Origin of the sequence: Paenibacillus sp. 453mf (genome assembly GCF_900116105.1) — a bacterium.
Classification (GTDB): Bacteria; Bacillota; Bacilli; order Paenibacillales; family Paenibacillaceae; genus Paenibacillus; species Paenibacillus provencensis.
Window position 1 is genome coordinate 2,507,381 of the sequence record NZ_FPAC01000001.1, and the last position, 16,290, is coordinate 2,523,670.

Genomic DNA, 16,290 nt, shown 5'->3' on the forward strand with positions numbered 1-16,290 from the left:
TTATTCCTCAACCTGCGGCAATGCCGTAAACAACAGGTTGATTGGAAGACTGCTTGCTGGCGCAGCAGTAAACCAAATTTCGACCTTTTGCTCATAATTGCCTGTCCGATATAATACAACCTGCTCGTTCGGAGCACTTACTCCTCCGCTCTTTGCGAGAGGAATGGGCATTCCATTTACCATCGCATAACCGGAATAGGTCCCTCCGCGTGGATTAAAGGAGATCAATGTATTCGGAGCTACTTTATCCAAAGTGATCTTGTACAGGACACCAAAGTTACCGGAGTTTGAAGCCGTTACTCCTACCATGGGATCTACACCGGACACGTTCGGATCATCCTTGTTATCGCCGATAACAAGACGCTGTGACTCTTCACCAATCGTCTCGCTGTATTTGATAATGCGAGTCGGATTATCATAAGTACCGCGGTTGTGGACACCATCCCGATCAAGAACAGGCAGCTTCTTCACTGCAGTCAAAGGATCCAATTTCTCATCAATCATAATGACCTTATAGTCTATCGGATAATTGCTGTAAACATCAGAAAATAGTGAAATAATTTGACTCTGACCCAAGCTGGACAAGCTTAGATCTGTAAGGATCAGCTTACTTTCACCCGGCTTCAGCTGAGTAGTCGACCATTTTGTGCCATCCTGCATCGTTTCAAAATATCGTTGTACCGCTTTTTTGCCTGCAGCCTGAGCAATGTTGGTCGGACCTGCAAGACCTAGATTCTCAGTGCGGAGTGTAGCTGTTGCCGAGTTGTTATTGGTTGCAACCACGTACATCTTCACTTTTTTACCGGTGTTATTTAGATGGTGGAGCAAAAATCGAGTACTGCCGACTGCACTGTCCTGATATAGAATCCCTTCACGATTGACCGTTTCAGGACTATTGCTTCGTATCAGTGTACCTGGTTGATCCGTGTAAGTATAATTTACTTTGTCCCAAGTAGGCACGATCGAACCGTCAAAGGAGAATTCCTCTCCAATCGGTGTAAAAAGACGGTTAAACTCATTCAATGTATACAGCGTTTCATTTGTGATAATGATCGTTTTTTCGTAGGTGCGGCTTGCACCTTTATTATCCGTAACCGTTAAACGAATCGTCTTGGGTCCAGGTGTAAAAAATGCTGATGCGTTATTGTCCCACTGCGTATCAACAATATACTCGTCGTCGGTGCTCTCGTCCTTGTACGTAATCAGTTCGCCCATCTTGTATTCTTCTTTGTCCGTTGTAAACATCGGGATCGGCGGCTGATTTGGTCGCTCTACATTAATAGTAATTGTATATGGATCACTCCATGTACCGCTCGAATCCTGAACATAATAGCTAACCGTATAGTTCCCTTCCGCTTCAAATACATCCTGTCTGCCTTCCCAGCGCTCATTGATAATGGCAAGGCCCTTTGGAGAATAAGGAGCCGTTACATAAGTTACCGTATCTCCTGCGTACACTGTGCTCGGCTGAATGCTGAATTTAGCAACCGGCTTATTCGACAGATTTAGAATAATCCGTTTATTGATGTTATCCACACTGTAAGTAATGCCAAGTGCTTGGGTGATCGATGTCAGTGGCACCATAAACGTATTGTTCGTCTGGTAGGAAGCACCCTTCATGCTCTTCGAAACGCCGTTAACAGTATAGCTGCTGCTGTTCGTTTTGAAGCGAAGTTCGTTGTTGCCCTGAATAATCAGCGTTTCTTTGGTCGCATAGTTGTACGAAACCTTGTATCCAACACGATCAACCAATGCGCGAATCGGCACATACGAAACACCGCTCTTCACAACCATCGGCTGTGGAGCGTAATAAGTTACACCGTCCTGAATCATCTTGCTGCTATTATAAAATAAGATAAGCTGGCTTGCGTTGACAGCTGTATTCGCTGCTGTATTAGTCTTAGCCGAGCTTACCTGCTGAGATACCGACTGCTGCTCTACAGCTTCTGACTCCGTGCGATCCTCTTCGGAAGGTGAAGTCTGCTCCTTCTTCTCTGTAGATTCTGCAGCTTGAGACTCATCTAACTGCTCACCGCTGTCCTTATTACCAGGTTCAGCATTATTGCCTGATTCTGCTGTATTCCCAGAATTGGCCACATTGCCCGTTTCGGTGTCACCTGATATGTCTTGAGCTCCGCTTACGGATTCTTCTGCGGGTTCTGTGTCCTGATTCACTTCAACATGGGTATCAGAAGAGTTCTCGTTATTCTTTACGTCATGAGACAGGCTTCCTTGCACACTTTCTGTTTGTTGATCAAGGGCTTGTCCCTGCTGAAGTCCGGCATTGTCTGATTGTGCACTCACCGGAAATGCCATCAGTACCTGTGAAGCGGCAAAGACGGTGAGAATAGATAATTTCTTGAAATTCATTCCTCGACTCCTTCTAATCGCTTAGTTGTATCACGCTACATGTCTCATTATTAGACGCAGTTGTAACTAAAAAGTTGCTCTCCACATTCTAAAAAATGACAAAAAGCAACATCCCCCAAATCGGAGAAGCTGCTCTTATGTCGTCATTTACTTATGTTTTCAAAGATTTCAGTTTGTCTTGGCTGCCATCTCACGATATTCAGAAGGCTTCATCCCATAATATTTATGGAACACTTTTGAAAAATATCTCCGTTCCCGATACCCGACCGCCGCTCCGATGGAAGCGATGCTCCGGTCTGTTCCGGTGAGCATCGCTTTCGCAGACTCCATTCTTTCTCTCGTTACATATTCAACAAATGTGACGCCAAAATGGCTTTTGAACAACTGGCAGAAGTAGCTTGAACAGATTCCAAGCTGATCTGCCATCTCTTCAATCCCCAAATCTTTATCAAGTCTTGCCGCGATATAATCTCTTGCGGATGCAACCAGTTCTCCTGCCGTGCGCCTCGGCAGCTCGCTGACGCATGCTTCTGCCAAGGTGAGAGACAGCTCATAATACTCGCGGAGCGTAAGCGTCTGTAACATCACATTCCATATTCGTTCTTCTGCATCTGTCTGGAGCAGCTTCATTTCGTGCAAATCACGGAGCATGAGAACGACAATGTAGTGAAAATACTTAATGGCCTTGCCGTTATTCCCACCATTATCGGTGCACATCAAACTGTAAATCTGCTTCAGTACCGCTATAACCTCATTTTTGTTTTTCTGGCGAACAGCCAGTGTCAATCGATCCGACCACACACGGGACATCCATTCCAGCTCCTCGCCCGACTCCTGCTCATCCCTGATTTCATGCCGTGTGCCGGATTGCTCAGACATCATCATCGCTCGCTGAGCATCTCTGTATTCTTCGGCAAGCATGTAATCATAGACGATCTTGCCAGAAGCATACAATTCCGCGGCCATGCCGGATGCATCTGCAAACTTACGCTCCAAATCTTCAAGTAGAACAGGAATCATAGATCCTGTCTCAGGCAGTAAGGAATCATGTTCAATGACAATACACCATTCCCCATCCCGTGTCTGGATCACTTCTCCTGCTGTCCCAGAGGAGGCCAAATGACTTTCGATTACAGCGCCAACAGACTCATGCCATTCCTTACGCTCCTCCTCAGGCCATAGCAAAGAATTCAGGAAATAATCCTGTGCATCAAGTCGTATTAGAGAATATCGAGATCCATCTGCGGTGGACTTCACATCCATACAAGGATTGGGACTAGGAGACTCTCCAAGCAATACTTCCTGCAGCCATTTTCGACGAATCCACTTGCTCATGTGGAGCTGTCGCACCGTACCCTGCTGCTCCTTGTACTTCTTCTTACTGATACTGCTTGCAAGCACACCAATCTTTGACTCCAGCTCCAAATAATCGATCGGCTTGCATATGTATTCACGAACGCCTTGCTGCAGCGCTAGTCTGGCATATTCAAACTCCTGGTAGCCGGTAAGCAGCAGAATCTCTGCTTCCCCGCCTCGTACACGGTATTGTTCAATGAACGTTAAACCGTCCATGACAGGCATTCGAATATCACATAAAATGAGATCAGGCTGAACATGGGCGCTAAGCTCCAAGGCTTCACTTCCTGTACGGGCAACTCCAGCCACCTTGATTCCGAGCGTTTCCCAGTCGATAAACTCCTTCAAATTATCAAGTATAGGCTGTTCATCATCAATCAGCAGCGCACTCAGTTCCAAGACGAATCCCCCCAATCGTTTTTGGGTAGTACACACCGGATCATCGTTCCTGCCCCACTCGCAGAGCAGATAAATATACCGTAATGATCTCCATATTGAATGCGAATTCGGTCGGCTACACTCCGAACACCAAGACCGCGACGTTCAGACATCGCCGGAGATATAGGTTCATCCTCCATTTCCGTCGTCTTCGCCATGTATTCAAAGCGTTCAAGGACGTTGTTATCCATCCCGATCCCATTATCCCGCACTTCAAGCACAACTTTACCCATATCTTCCCATGCAGTTACCCGGATGACTCCTTTGTAATCAATTCCTTCAAATCCATGCTGAATGCTATTCTCGACAAGGGGCTGCAGGGTGAGCTTAAGGATGGGAAACGTTTCGAGCTTCTCCGGAATATCAATCTCATATTCAAATAGATCAGCAAACCTGTATTTCTGAATCGCCAAATAGTTCTCTAGATGCCTCACTTCCTCCTTGATCGGAATTTCTTCCACTTCCTGAATGCTGATACGTAAAATACTGGCCAGCCTGTTTACCATCTCACTGACCTTCCTTCTTTCGCCACGAAGAGCAAGTCCATTAATGGACTCCAGTGTATTGAATAAGAAATGCGGCTTAATCTGCGCTTGCAGCACCCGAAGCTCAGCTCTTGTCTTCTGCATCTGCTCTGCCTTGACTCTGCGGAACAAGCTGCTGATTTTGTCCATGAGATCATTGATGCCTTGTGCTAGCAGCTGGAGCTCATCGTAGCCTTTGCCCTCGATCCTTGCACTGAAATCTCCGTCTTCCACTCTGCGCATAAACCTTACAAGTACCGCGATCGTGCCTGTAATCCGATTCATAAAAAAGACGTTGAACATAAGAGCGGCAAATAGACAGCAAATAATAATAATCACATACCAGCTGACAAGCTGATTCGTTTCTTTTGCCAAGGTGTTCCATTCGGTTACAGAAACAAGCTGCCATGGGTATCCCTTCATTTGGTACTGTGAAAGTATGCTCTCTCTTCCGTCGAAATTCAGCCTGGTGCTGTTGTATCCTTTTTTGCTTGCAAAAGTTTCGCTCATCAGCTCCGACATATACCGCCCAATATAAAAACCGGATGGATCATATACGACAAGCCCATCTTGGTTTACCATCATGAATTCCGTATCCTGATTGCCGCTCATGCTGAGATTACGGAAGATCCGGTCAATTTCCCAATTCTTTATCTGTACAACCAGAACACCGATGTTTTGAAAAAAGCTAAGCTCCTTTACAAGCCTAATTTGTGTAAATACAGGCTCATATCCTGTGAATTCTGGATGCTCCAGTGGAGCAATCCACAGGGGAACACCGTTTAATTCTTTCACTTGATTGTATAGTGGATGATTGGTGAACTCCCCGAAGGGAAGTGCCTTGAAGTCTTCTTTTGTAAAAATGGAGACGATCCGCTCGCTGGTGGAATGCTCCAAATTATAGAGAAAGGCATAGCTGATCGCAGGGTAATTATAGAGCAGGCTGCGAAAATTCCGCTGACTCGCATTCAGATAGAGCTGATCGCTTTCACCGAGGTTCACAGGCTTCTCAGATTCGAGAGCCATCTGAAACACAGACGTAGCAATTCCATTGTCCGTTACATTGTTCATTTCCTGAAACACGCTTTCGATGCTGTAGCTGATCGACTTCAGCGCATACTCAGCCTGCTCGCTGTATTTTTTCTCAATTGTACTCGATGTCACGAGAAAGGTTCCGAAGCCCATGACACACATTGGGATGATGATCAATGCCAGAAACGCCACAACAAGTTTGCTACGCAAGTTCAAGAACGCATTTCTCCCCGGTCGAAGAGCATAAGCGTAAGTCTCGTCACCCTTTGACGCTACCTGCGGTTACACCTTCAATGATCTGCTCTTGCAAAATGGAATAAATAATGATAACCGGCACGACACTGTAAACAATACCCGCTGACATCTGAGCGTAGTTCATCTGGTACTGATCTCTGAACTGCACCATTCCTACAGGCAGGGTACGAAGTGTGTCCGTGGATAAAAAGTAATTGGCTAGAAGAAATTCATTCCAGTTGCCAAGAAAGTTAACAATGAATACCGTAACGATCGCTGGAATGGTTAGAGGTAACACTATTCTAGCAAAAATACCCTGTGCCCTCAACCCGTCCATAACGGCAGCTTCCTCAATTTCACTTGGGAGCGACCGCATAAAAGCAGCCAGAATAATAATCGTAAACGGAAGCGCATTTGCAATATAAGGAATGATGAGCGCAAGATGCGTATCCAGGATACCAAGCTTGCGGACAAGCAGATAGATGGGCAGCATGAGGGAATTGTTCGGAATGAGCATGCCGATCAGGATCAGGCTGAAGAAGGCAGCGTTCCATTTTCCATGCTTCATTCTTGTTATCGCAAAGGCAAACATCGCTCCGAGCAAGATTGATACCACCGAGGCCAGAATTGAAATATACAAGCTGTTAAAAAAGTAGGTTCCGATCTTGGCATTAACCCAGGCTTCCACATAATTTTCAAATGCAAACTCTTGGGGGATGCCAAACGGATTAAGCGCAATTGCATTGTTATCCTTCTTGACGGACGAGAAGATGACAAAAAGAAATGGAAACAAAATAACAAGCAAGTAACTGAGCAGAAATACATGGGGGATTGATTTACTCAAGCTTCGCATCATTAGTATTCAATCCTTTCACTGCGGCGGGCAATCAGCACTTGATAAAGAGCCGTCAGAATGAGTGTAAATACAAATATGAGGACAGCAATGGTATTTCCGTAGCCGTATTTAAAATTTGTAATCGCATATTTAATCATATAGGTTGCAAGCACGTCTGTTGATCCGGCTGGTCCGCCTTTTGTCATAACAATAACGATATCTGCCGCCTTCATGGCACCCGCAATGGACAGCATGATGACTACAGAAATGATAGGCTTAATCAGCGGCAGTGTAATGGACAATGCCCTTTGCAGCCGGTTCGCTCCATCGATCTCAGCAGCTTCGTCCAGATCACGCGGGATGGCGAGAATCGCTGCGAGTACCATAATGATGTAGAAGCCAGTCCACTGCCAGGCATTCGTCAGCAGGATGGAGAACATGGCATATTTCTCGTCTGACAGCCAGTAGATCGGTTCGATACCGAACAGACTGAGAATCTGGTTTAACAACCCGATATTCGGTTCATAGATGAAGCCCCACAATATCCCAATAACTGCTGTAGACATAATTGAGGGAAGGAATACCGCCGTTTTGTACAGACCCTTGAGCCGCTTCACATTCGCAATAAGAAGAGAGAAGAATACAATCAGTGGAACCTGAATACCGCACGAAAAAAGAATAAACCATCCATTATTCAATGCCGACTCCCAGAACCTCTCATCTCCAAATGCTTTAGTATAATTTTCAAAACCGATAAATTTCGGATTTTCAGATACGCCATTCCAGCTGGTAAAGCTGTAGTATATCGAATTCAAGATCGGATAAATAAAAAACATAATAAACAATATCAAGGCAGGTAATATAAACATCGAGTATACCCAAGGGTTCTTGAGTGATTTGTTCATGTGCCAACAGCCTCCCATGGAAGAGCCAATAATGTACAGCCTCATACCCATTTAGTGTGTAAAAAAACCCCGGACGCTGTCCGGGGTAAGCAGTCCTGTTATTTCATCGTAACGATTGCTATTCCACTGCTGCGTTTGCTTCCTCTTGCACTTTCTGCAGATCTTCTGCCATTTGCTCAGGGGTCGTTTGGCCGCCGATCAGCTTCTGAATCTGGATATTACTGATTTCTGTCGTTACATCGGCCTGAACAAGCGAGTCAAATGCAGGGAAAGAAGTAGCGGAAGCATTAAGTACAGCTACAATCTCCTTCATCAAATCATCCGTAATACTTTCGGTCAGAACAGCTTCATCGAATTTCATCGCTGGCAGCACGCCGTCTTCAACCAAGCCTCTAATTTGCATTTCTTCATTAAACATATTCTTAATGAATGATTTGACTGCTGCCAGCTTCTGTGGATCGTCTGCAATCGAAGCCGCAAATCCGTATCCATTATTCACATCACGCATCAGAGAAGTTTGATCTCCGACTCCTCCATCTACCGGTGGCAAGTTGAAGAATCCGACCTTTCCAATCAAGCCCTCTCCGGACTGCCCTTCTTTGAATACCGATGATTTCCATGTTCCATCATACATCAGAATGGCTTCACCGCTCGTAAATTGAGTCGTATACTCCGCATACTCAAATCCAAGCTCGCCTTTCTTGAAGTATTCCTTATCAACCCATTCCTGGTGTTTAGCAAAGGCTTTGACAACTCCTGGATCGGTCCATGCCGCTTCCCCGGTAACAAACTTGTTTGTAACATCAGAGCCTGCGTAGCGGGACCAAAGATGGTTCGTCAGCATAAGCGGTACCCAGCCTGCCTTGGAAGCTCCTGCCAGCGGTACTTTACCATCTGCCTTAATATCAGCCAGCTGCTGCTCAAACTCGGCAAAGGTAGCTGGCGGCTGCCAACCCTTCGACTCGTAATATTCCTTGTTGTAGAAAAATCCTTCACCCGATCCCCCGACAGGAAGACCATACACATTGCCTTCATAAGTGAATGGCTCAAGCGAAGAGAATTTGTCTTGAATGCCCAGCTCTTCTAGAATTGGCGTCAGATTAAGAAGCATGCCTTCTTTGGCATATACCTTAGCATCCGGACTGCCGAAGAGGTCGAAGATATCCGGCGGATTGCCTGCGGCCATTTCCCCCCGCAGCTTTTCTTTGCGGTTTACGTCTGAATCAACCCCATCTAGCGTAAATGATGCGCCTTCGACTTCCTCCTCCACTTTCTTAACCACGTCCTGCAGGATCGCAAGCCTGCGTTCCTTGTCCGCACCGACCTGGGTATGCCTAAGCGTCATTTCAAACGGCTCAGCCGAAGCTGCCGGCGGCGTTTCACCAGAAGTTCCGGGCTCCGCAGCAGGTGTTTCTGTATTAGAGCCACCTCCACAACCTGCCAGTGTTAGTGATACAACCAGCATTAACGACATCATAGAACCAAACTTTTTCTTCAACATCCGTTTGCCCCCGCTTTCTATGAGCTTGTATTGTATGTAACTTACTTGCTTTACAATTTACATTATAGAAACAATGCTGTTCTTCCGATAGGACCACAATTTAAAGATCGAGGGATAAAATCCTCGAAAAAATACATAAAAACTCCCTTCGCATGTAAGAAGGGAGTTCGTTATCACGACAACATATCAAATTTGTTTTTTGCTTGCTCCTTCCGTCCAGTCTCAATTAGATGGTAAGCACGGTCTATTTCATCTTGTTCAGAAGAGGGGACACCCTCAAGCGGATATTCTTTGCCTAGCAGCTTCCATTTATAGATTCTTCCATTTATAGATTCCCATTTGATGATAAGGAAGAATCTCGAATTTATCTACCCCCTCCAGTGTCCCTATAAACCGGCCCAGACTCAACAGATCGTTCTCATCATTATGAATGCCAGGGATATATACATGTCGGATCCACATCTTCTTGCCATGATCAGACAACCGGCGTGCCCTGTAGAAATTTGCAGAATTTAGAGCCTATACAAAAAAGCCGACTTTCTGATTAAGAGAAAGATTCGGCTTCTTTTTATATATGAAATGATATAGACCATCCATTGATTCATCCAACAACAATATATAATTTGCCCTTCATGTTATGCACCCTATATGTTTGCACCTTGGTAATATTAAAAGCTTCTCTTATGACATCTCCCGTTTCCAGGTCAACCTTCCAATCGTCAGAAGGATCATAAACCGTATGTCTAGACACAATCCCCTCCGTCAGCCTTATTCCCTCTGGATTTATGCGGACATTATCGAGAGCAAACAGACCACCGTCACTTGTTCTGAACACGCCAATTTCTCGGTCATTTAGAGTAACCTTACGTCCGATCAATGAATAGAAATCCCGCTCGTTTCCAATTGGATAAGCCCTGGCCTTAATGAATTCAGACACACTAACAGGCACCTGTTGTTCCTTAATTCTCCCTTTGATCACACCCATAGGTTAACCCTTCTTTCCAAGATACGGTAATGTCTTCATTTCTGAAATGAAATTGATTCACCTAATTATTTTAAATTAAAGATTCTGAAATGGGAATCAAATTTTGACGAATATTTCAAAATGATACCATGGTAGGATGTTTTGTTATGTGAATATTCTCACTATGGATGTTTTAGGTCTTTTTATCGACAAAAAAAGCCTGCCGACGACTACTGTCGTTCAGCAAGCTCTAATCTAACTTCATCCCTCGGACTAAGAACCATATCTAGTCCATATTCCATTAGTTCTTTATTATTCACTTCAATTTTCCATTTTTCCGTAATTAGCGGGACATAACCATCAATGGAGTGAATGAATCTCTTGTTATCTGTCAGCTGGACCCGCTCATTCTTCTCGAGAATATCTCGTACCGTCAAATTAGGAAAATAAAGACTTGCAATCGAACCCCGCAAATCTGGCTGACTTACTCCACCATAAATCGTTAATGTCACAGCCGATGGCTCCATATTTTCAATCTGGACAATAGGTTGAATGTATAGAATTAGTGAATCTTTGCTATCTAAAGAATGTCCCCATGCATCAGAACCAATATCTTCATCATTTAATTTTAATCTCCACTCAAGAGACTCATCTAATACATATGAGCCAACTGAAGCAATTGCATTCGAACCTTCAGCAAATTCAGCGACTCGATCGATTGCTTCATGTACTGTTAGTCCTTCATTAATTCTAATTTGTACAGGTTGAGTTAGTGCGGGTATGTAGTTGCCGCCTTCTACACGGAGTTCAACAGATCCCGGAGTTTGGTCCTCCGCCATGCTTGTCCCCTTGTCTATCGAACTGCAGCCCGTAAATATGAACAAGAGTAGAATTATTGCTGAAATTGTAAATGAGTACCGCACTTTCATGCAATCACCGCCTTACTTTTTTTTGCATTATTCTACAATCTATTTATATAGCATACTATTTTCTTATGTTTAACTTCAACTCAAATAGAAAAAAGCCCAAAATTGGGCTCTTCTTATTTGACCTGTCTGACATTACTGAACTGCTGCTTGCATATATATTCGTTTACCGCTCATATTTTTCAAATATGGACCAAGCCCCTTAAATTGCAGACCTGATACATAAACTCCCGTCATAAGCTTACCTTCCATCGTTCCCCACTCTGAATCAAAAACGACAGATGGGGCAGGCACATCCTCTTGATAAACGGTAACTCCGTTATCTCTTCTTCGATAATGGATTCCACTCTCGTACAATGGTCTCTCCGTCAAATAAGTCGGCACAAAGTAGGCTGCAATGACATCCATCTCTTCACCCGTATAGAATGATTCATCTCCAAGAAACGGATGGAACAATTGAATCTCTTCATACTGTGACCATATGAATGCCTGAAGAATTAAGCTGGCAAAGGAGCCGCCAAGTCTCGCAGACAATGCTGTAGACTCGCCAATGCTTGTATCCGTTTTCAGATCAGCTAATGAAGGATGGTCTTCTGCTTGTTCATACTGATATTCACTTCCGATGAATTTCCATCCTTTGCTCGTGTGGATCCACTTTTGAAAATATGAGCGCTGGGACTGCACTGTTGCCTCAAGCTTCTCTGCTGCTGCTGGAGAAAAATACTGCTTCACCATTCTAGCTGCCTTCTCATAGATAGACTGAACGCGGAGGGATGCTTGCTCAAGCTCGGCAACATCTTGTTTAAAGTAATTCACTTTACGAGACACGACGATTTTGTTCAAGTAGATCGCCCTCCTTCTATGCCTTTTCGACCTTTCTGCAATTATACTACGAAAAGCACCGACTTGTGCAAGGACGATCCTTTATCTTTCTTCAGAAAAATAAAAAGTTTGGTCATTACTTAAGCATATCGTGGTCAACATACCGTTCACCGTTAAGCTCACTGAGCACCTCAATGGCCACCCTTGCTCCGTCACCGGACGTCACGATCGTATGGACACTGACTCCAGCAATGACACCCGCAGCCCACACACATGGCATACTGGTTCTGCCGAGACGATCCACCTCAATAACTGATTTTATTCTTGGCTCACGTCCTTCAATCATACGAATCCCGCTATTTGCCGCCAGTTCAGGATTAGCACCGGTCGTTAGAATCGCATGCCGTGCCGTGTATTCCTTGCCCGATTCTGTTGTAAGCCTGACCTGACCACTCTCAGAAGTAATCAGAGTTACCTTCTCATCGTAGAAAACAGCGCCAAACTTCTCCGCCTGTTTTCTGCCTGATGTTAATAGATCCGGCCCTGAAATGCCCTCGGTCCCATAGTGGTTCTCTATCCAGGCGCGTTTCGTCATACTTGCACCGCTATCAAGAACGATCGTTTCTTTGCCTGCCTTAGCCGCAAAAATAGCTGCACTGCCTCCTGCAGGACCTGCACCAACAACAATAATATCTGCCATGAGTTTCATCCTCTCCACACAAGATTCATGACGCCACGAGCTTAGCTTCGGCTATTCAACCCATTGTTCCGCCCACTGCTGAATTCCTTGCATTACAGGTTGGAGTGCCTTTCCTTTGTCGGTAAGCTCGTATTCAATTCTCACAGGTGTCTCTGGATATACATGTCTGATCAAAATGCCTTCGCTCTCCAGATCCTTCATTCGCTCTGACAGCATTTTATCACTCATTTGAGGTATGAGATTCGAAATATCTTTAAATCGTTTAGGACCATTCATTAATGTTTGAATAATGAGACCATTCCATCGTTTGCCCAGGAATGAAAAGGCCGACTCAAATCTTGGACACATCTTCAGATGTTGACCTTCCATTATATTCACCTCTTTAAATAATTCCATTAACCCAAACTTACAATTAGTTAGTACATATCATAATAGCACATTTCGTGGTATATGGAAAGAAACTATACAATATCCCCTGAAGTATACTATAATCATTAACCAAAAATGAAGCTAATGACATGTAAAATCAGTCAACCGTTTCAATTAAAAAAGACCATCCTAAGACAGTCCATCTACCTCTGTGCGTACTTTGAATTTTCCCTGCAAAATCGGGATTCATAAGCATTTTTATTATACCACGCTGATTTTTGAATAACCAGTTCTTTATACCTATATAATTTTTATAAAAAAACCATGGACTCACTTCACTGTAAGTCCATGGCACGATATACTGAATTTTCTTATACAAGTACGTTACCTAATGCTCTGACGGGCTCGCTGTTTCCAAATACAGGTTTGGTATGATGTAGAGGATAAGCCCATCGGATGGAATTGCTGATGACTCTTAGAATTTCCGGACGGTAGTAGGTTGGATACGTTTCATGTCCTGGTCTGAAGTAGAAAATCTTGCCTTCGCCTCGCTTGAACGTACATCCGCTTCTAAACACTTCCCCACCCTGGAAATTACTCAAGAATACTAGCTCATCCGGCGTTGGAATATCAAAGAATTCACCATACATTTCCTCATGTTCCAATATAATATGGCTGTCGATCCCCTCTGCAATCGGATGACTCGGATTTACAGTCCATATAATTTCTTGTTCGCCTGCTTCCCGCCACTTCAGGTCACAGGAAGTCCCCATCAGCTCTTTGAACGGCTTGGAGAAATGTGCTGAATGAAGAACAACAAACCCCATACCGTTTAATACTCTCTTCACAACCTTGCTAACGATTTCGTCGCTTACTCTGTCATGAGCCATATGCCCCCACCAGATTAATACATCTGTCGTATTCAAGACCTCATCCGTAAGACCGTGCTCCGGCTCATCAAGGGTCGCTGTACGAATCGCGTATCCTTCTCCAGAAAGACCATCAGCAAGTGCTTTGTGAATGCCTTCCGGGTATACTTCTCTAACCTCATCATGGATTTTTTCGTGAACAAATTCATTCCAGATGGTGACGTTTATCATTCTTATTTCCCCCTATTGATGTTAGACCCACCACATATCGCCAAGCGGTTCCTCAATAAGAACTTGCTTGAGATTGTGGACGGCTTTTGAAAAACCTTCCTCAACGGACATCAGTCCGTCTTCATGTTCGATACTGACAACATAATCATATCCGACAAGTCGAAGGGCGCTGATAATATCTGCCCAGGTTTTGATATCATGACCAAATCCAACAGTGCGGAATTGCCATGCGCGGGTTTGCATATTTGTATAATCCTGCATATCGGTAAGACCGTGCATATTTACATTGACAGGATCAATCGTTGTATCCTTGGCATGGAAATGGTGAATGGCTCCTTCACGGCCCAGAATTTTAATGGATTCCACAGGATCAATACCTTGCCACCACATGTGAGAGGGATCAAGGTTTGCCCCGATGACTTCACCAGCTGCCTCACGCAACTTAAGCAATGTAGCTGGAGTATGAACCGAGAATCCGCCGTGCAATTCGAGTCCGATTTTTACATTGTGGTCAGAAGCGAATTTACCCCATTCCGTCCAATATGGTATCAGTTTATTCTCCCATTGCCATTTCAATACTTCCTGGAAATCATTGGGCCATGGGGCGACAGGCCAGTTCGGATATTTAGCATCCTCATGATCACCAGGCAGGCCTGAGAACGTATTAACAACTGGAACTTCAAGCTTCTCAGCCAGTTTCACCGTGTCAACAAAATCATCATGGAACTTCTTAGCAATTTCCTTTTGCGGATGAAGCGGGTTACCATGGCAGCTGAGCGCACTAATGATCAGGCCACGGGATTCAACCGCCTTCTTGAATTCTTTCAATGCTGTTTCATTCTCCAGGAGCTCAGCCGGTTTACAGTGAGCATTACCTGGATGTCCTCCTGTACCGATCTCAATAGCACCCAGACCTTTGGACGCGATGTAATCTAATGCATCTTCAAACTTACGACCACCGAATAGTACTGCAAATACGCCTAATTTCATAAACTAAAACCCCTCCTGTATTGTAATGTGTACTTCAACTTCAACTATAATTAAACTGCTGCTTCTAAATGAATAAGGAAGTTTGCTTATTACTCGAAATATACCGCTTTTCCAGTACGTGCTGATTCATAGATAGCTTCAAGTATTTGAGTTACGACGTAAGCCTGTTCTGGTTTGACAAGAGGTTCCTTATCTTCCTGTATCGCCTCTATCCACATTCTGGCTTCCCGATCTGCGTCACTCTCGCTCTCACCTGCAAAGAAGGCAACTCCACCGGCGTTAAGGTCAATATTCTGCTCATAAAGCCTGCTTAATTTCTCACCATTCAAACGAAGACCATTCTTCATATCGGCTCCGCCTTCTGTCCCTGCAAGTAGGGTCTGTGCCTCGCCTGTCTCCACCACATTAAGAGCCCAGCTCGCTTCCACCTGAATAGTAGCCCCGTTCTCCATCGTCACAAAGCCGAAGGCTGAATCTTCAACGTTGAACTCCTTAGGATCCCAAGGACCAAATGCATTCGCTGCATTTTCCCGTCCGCTCAGCTTGTGGAATACAGAACCCATTACACTCTTAGGTTTGTAGTTATCCATCAGCCATAAGGTTAAATCAAGCGCATGTGTGCCGATATCGATCAAAGGTCCGCCGCCTTGCTTCTCTTCGTCCAGGAATACGCCCCAAGTCGGAACACCTCGGCGGCGAAGCGCAATCGCTTTGCCATAATAGATATCCCCGAGTTCTCCGGTTTCTATAAGCTCCTTCAAATAGAGACTGTCATTGCGGAAACGGTTCTGATAAGCGATCGACAGCTTCTTGCCCGTCCGTTTCGCCGCTTCGATCATTTCAAGGGCCTGCTCCGATGTTTTGGCCATTGGCTTCTCACACATGACATGCTTGCCTGCTTCTAGTGCCGACACGGTAATGACCGAGTGGGAATCGTTTGGCGTACACACATGGACAACATCAATGCTCTCATCCTTGAGGAGCTCTTGATAATCTGTGTATACCTTCGCTCCCTCGGCACCAAATTTGCTTGCTGCTTCTTCTGCGCGGGATTCGACAATGTCACAGAATGCAACCATTTCAGCATTCTTTTGTTTAAAAAGGGATGGCATATGTTTACCGTTTGCGATACCTCCACAACCGATAATAGCTACTTTTAATGTTTGGGTCATGAACTTTACCTCCGCCTGCAGCTTGTTAATTTAATTTTTGTTTAGCAAGTCC

14 protein-coding genes and 1 pseudogene are annotated in these 16,290 nt (G+C 44.6%); all 15 read right to left on the reverse strand.

Translation table 11 applies throughout. The annotated features are described in order from the left end of the window. Positions 1 to 2,370 carry a stalk domain-containing protein gene (locus BM415_RS11875; RefSeq protein WP_091158234.1) on the reverse strand — a complete coding sequence of 790 codons (2,370 nt, stop codon included), beginning with the start codon at positions 2,368 to 2,370 and terminating at the stop codon, positions 1 to 3. Positions 2,371 to 2,538: 168 nt separating this feature from the next. After that, positions 2,539 to 4,125, reverse strand: coding sequence for a response regulator transcription factor (locus BM415_RS11880; RefSeq protein ID WP_139236983.1), 1,587 nt, complete (start codon positions 4,123 to 4,125; stop codon positions 2,539 to 2,541). Further along, a complete protein-coding gene (locus tag BM415_RS11885; protein WP_091158237.1) occupies positions 4,116 to 5,936 on the reverse strand; it encodes a cache domain-containing sensor histidine kinase in 1,821 nt (606 codons plus the stop codon). The genes BM415_RS11880 and BM415_RS11885 overlap by 10 nt, the downstream gene beginning before the upstream one ends. A 43-nt stretch (positions 5,937 to 5,979) precedes the next feature. Next, positions 5,980 to 6,807 (reverse strand): carbohydrate ABC transporter permease, encoded by an 828-nt coding sequence (locus tag BM415_RS11890; RefSeq protein WP_091159215.1) that lies wholly within the window; start codon positions 6,805 to 6,807, stop codon positions 5,980 to 5,982. Positions 6,808 to 6,809: 2 nt separating this feature from the next. Further along, on the reverse strand, positions 6,810 to 7,694 hold the full coding sequence (locus BM415_RS11895) for a carbohydrate ABC transporter permease (RefSeq protein WP_091158238.1): 885 nt from the start codon (positions 7,692 to 7,694) through the stop codon (positions 6,810 to 6,812). Between the two features lie 118 nt (positions 7,695 to 7,812). Next, the gene (locus BM415_RS11900; protein ID WP_091158240.1) at positions 7,813 to 9,195 is read right to left on the reverse strand and encodes an extracellular solute-binding protein; all 1,383 of its coding nucleotides are present in this window, start codon (positions 9,193 to 9,195) and stop codon (positions 7,813 to 7,815) included. Between the two features lie 173 nt (positions 9,196 to 9,368). Beyond that, positions 9,369 to 9,687 (reverse strand): annotated as a pseudogene (locus tag BM415_RS25550) (hypothetical protein); the annotation flags it as partial. Positions 9,688 to 9,796: 109 nt separating this feature from the next. Further along, the gene (locus BM415_RS11910; protein ID WP_091158242.1) at positions 9,797 to 10,180 is read right to left on the reverse strand and encodes a nitrite reductase (NAD(P)H) small subunit; all 384 of its coding nucleotides are present in this window, start codon (positions 10,178 to 10,180) and stop codon (positions 9,797 to 9,799) included. 209 nt (positions 10,181 to 10,389) lie between these two features. Continuing rightward, positions 10,390 to 10,998 (reverse strand): hypothetical protein, encoded by a 609-nt coding sequence (locus BM415_RS11915; RefSeq protein ID WP_091158243.1) that lies wholly within the window; start codon positions 10,996 to 10,998, stop codon positions 10,390 to 10,392. A 222-nt stretch (positions 10,999 to 11,220) separates the two neighbouring features. Further along, on the reverse strand, positions 11,221 to 11,928 hold the full coding sequence (locus BM415_RS11920; protein ID WP_091158245.1) for a hypothetical protein: 708 nt from the start codon (positions 11,926 to 11,928) through the stop codon (positions 11,221 to 11,223). A 115-nt stretch (positions 11,929 to 12,043) separates the two neighbouring features. After that, positions 12,044 to 12,607 (reverse strand): FAD-dependent oxidoreductase, encoded by a 564-nt coding sequence (locus BM415_RS11925; RefSeq protein ID WP_091158247.1) that lies wholly within the window; start codon positions 12,605 to 12,607, stop codon positions 12,044 to 12,046. A 51-nt stretch (positions 12,608 to 12,658) separates the two neighbouring features. Next, on the reverse strand, positions 12,659 to 12,976 hold the full coding sequence (locus BM415_RS11930; protein ID WP_091158249.1) for a winged helix-turn-helix transcriptional regulator: 318 nt from the start codon (positions 12,974 to 12,976) through the stop codon (positions 12,659 to 12,661). A gap of 371 nt (positions 12,977 to 13,347) precedes the next feature. Continuing rightward, on the reverse strand, positions 13,348 to 14,076 hold the full coding sequence (locus tag BM415_RS11935; protein ID WP_091158251.1) for a ThuA domain-containing protein: 729 nt from the start codon (positions 14,074 to 14,076) through the stop codon (positions 13,348 to 13,350). A gap of 21 nt (positions 14,077 to 14,097) precedes the next feature. Continuing rightward, positions 14,098 to 15,066 carry a sugar phosphate isomerase/epimerase family protein gene (locus tag BM415_RS11940; RefSeq protein ID WP_091158252.1) on the reverse strand — a complete coding sequence of 323 codons (969 nt, stop codon included), beginning with the start codon at positions 15,064 to 15,066 and terminating at the stop codon, positions 14,098 to 14,100. A gap of 89 nt (positions 15,067 to 15,155) precedes the next feature. Then, on the reverse strand, positions 15,156 to 16,238 hold the full coding sequence (locus tag BM415_RS11945; protein WP_091158253.1) for a Gfo/Idh/MocA family protein: 1,083 nt from the start codon (positions 16,236 to 16,238) through the stop codon (positions 15,156 to 15,158). Between the last annotated feature and the right edge of the window lie 52 nt (positions 16,239 to 16,290).

What these genes read in the sequence shown, in the direction of transcription:
- BM415_RS11875 (WP_091158234.1), bottom strand. Translation starts at nt 2,370, where the DNA reads ATGAATTTCAAGAAATTATCTATTCTCACCGTCTTTGCCGCTTCACAG.
- BM415_RS11890 (WP_091159215.1), bottom strand. Translation starts at nt 6,807, where the DNA reads ATGCGAAGCTTGAGTAAATCAATCCCCCATGTATTTCTGCTCAGTTAC.
- BM415_RS11895 (WP_091158238.1), bottom strand. Translation starts at nt 7,694, where the DNA reads ATGAACAAATCACTCAAGAACCCTTGGGTATACTCGATGTTTATATTA.
- BM415_RS11900 (WP_091158240.1), bottom strand. Translation starts at nt 9,195, where the DNA reads ATGTTGAAGAAAAAGTTTGGTTCTATGATGTCGTTAATGCTGGTTGTA.
- BM415_RS11910 (WP_091158242.1), bottom strand. Translation starts at nt 10,180, where the DNA reads ATGGGTGTGATCAAAGGGAGAATTAAGGAACAACAGGTGCCTGTTAGT.
- BM415_RS11915 (WP_091158243.1), bottom strand. Translation starts at nt 10,998, where the DNA reads ATGGCGGAGGACCAAACTCCGGGATCTGTTGAACTCCGTGTAGAAGGC.
- BM415_RS11925 (WP_091158247.1), bottom strand. Translation starts at nt 12,607, where the DNA reads ATGGCAGATATTATTGTTGTTGGTGCAGGTCCTGCAGGAGGCAGTGCA.
- BM415_RS11930 (WP_091158249.1), bottom strand. Translation starts at nt 12,976, where the DNA reads ATGGAAGGTCAACATCTGAAGATGTGTCCAAGATTTGAGTCGGCCTTT.
- BM415_RS11935 (WP_091158251.1), bottom strand. Translation starts at nt 14,076, where the DNA reads ATGATAAACGTCACCATCTGGAATGAATTTGTTCACGAAAAAATCCAT.
- BM415_RS11940 (WP_091158252.1), bottom strand. Translation starts at nt 15,066, where the DNA reads ATGAAATTAGGCGTATTTGCAGTACTATTCGGTGGTCGTAAGTTTGAA.
- BM415_RS11945 (WP_091158253.1), bottom strand. Translation starts at nt 16,238, where the DNA reads ATGACCCAAACATTAAAAGTAGCTATTATCGGTTGTGGAGGTATCGCA.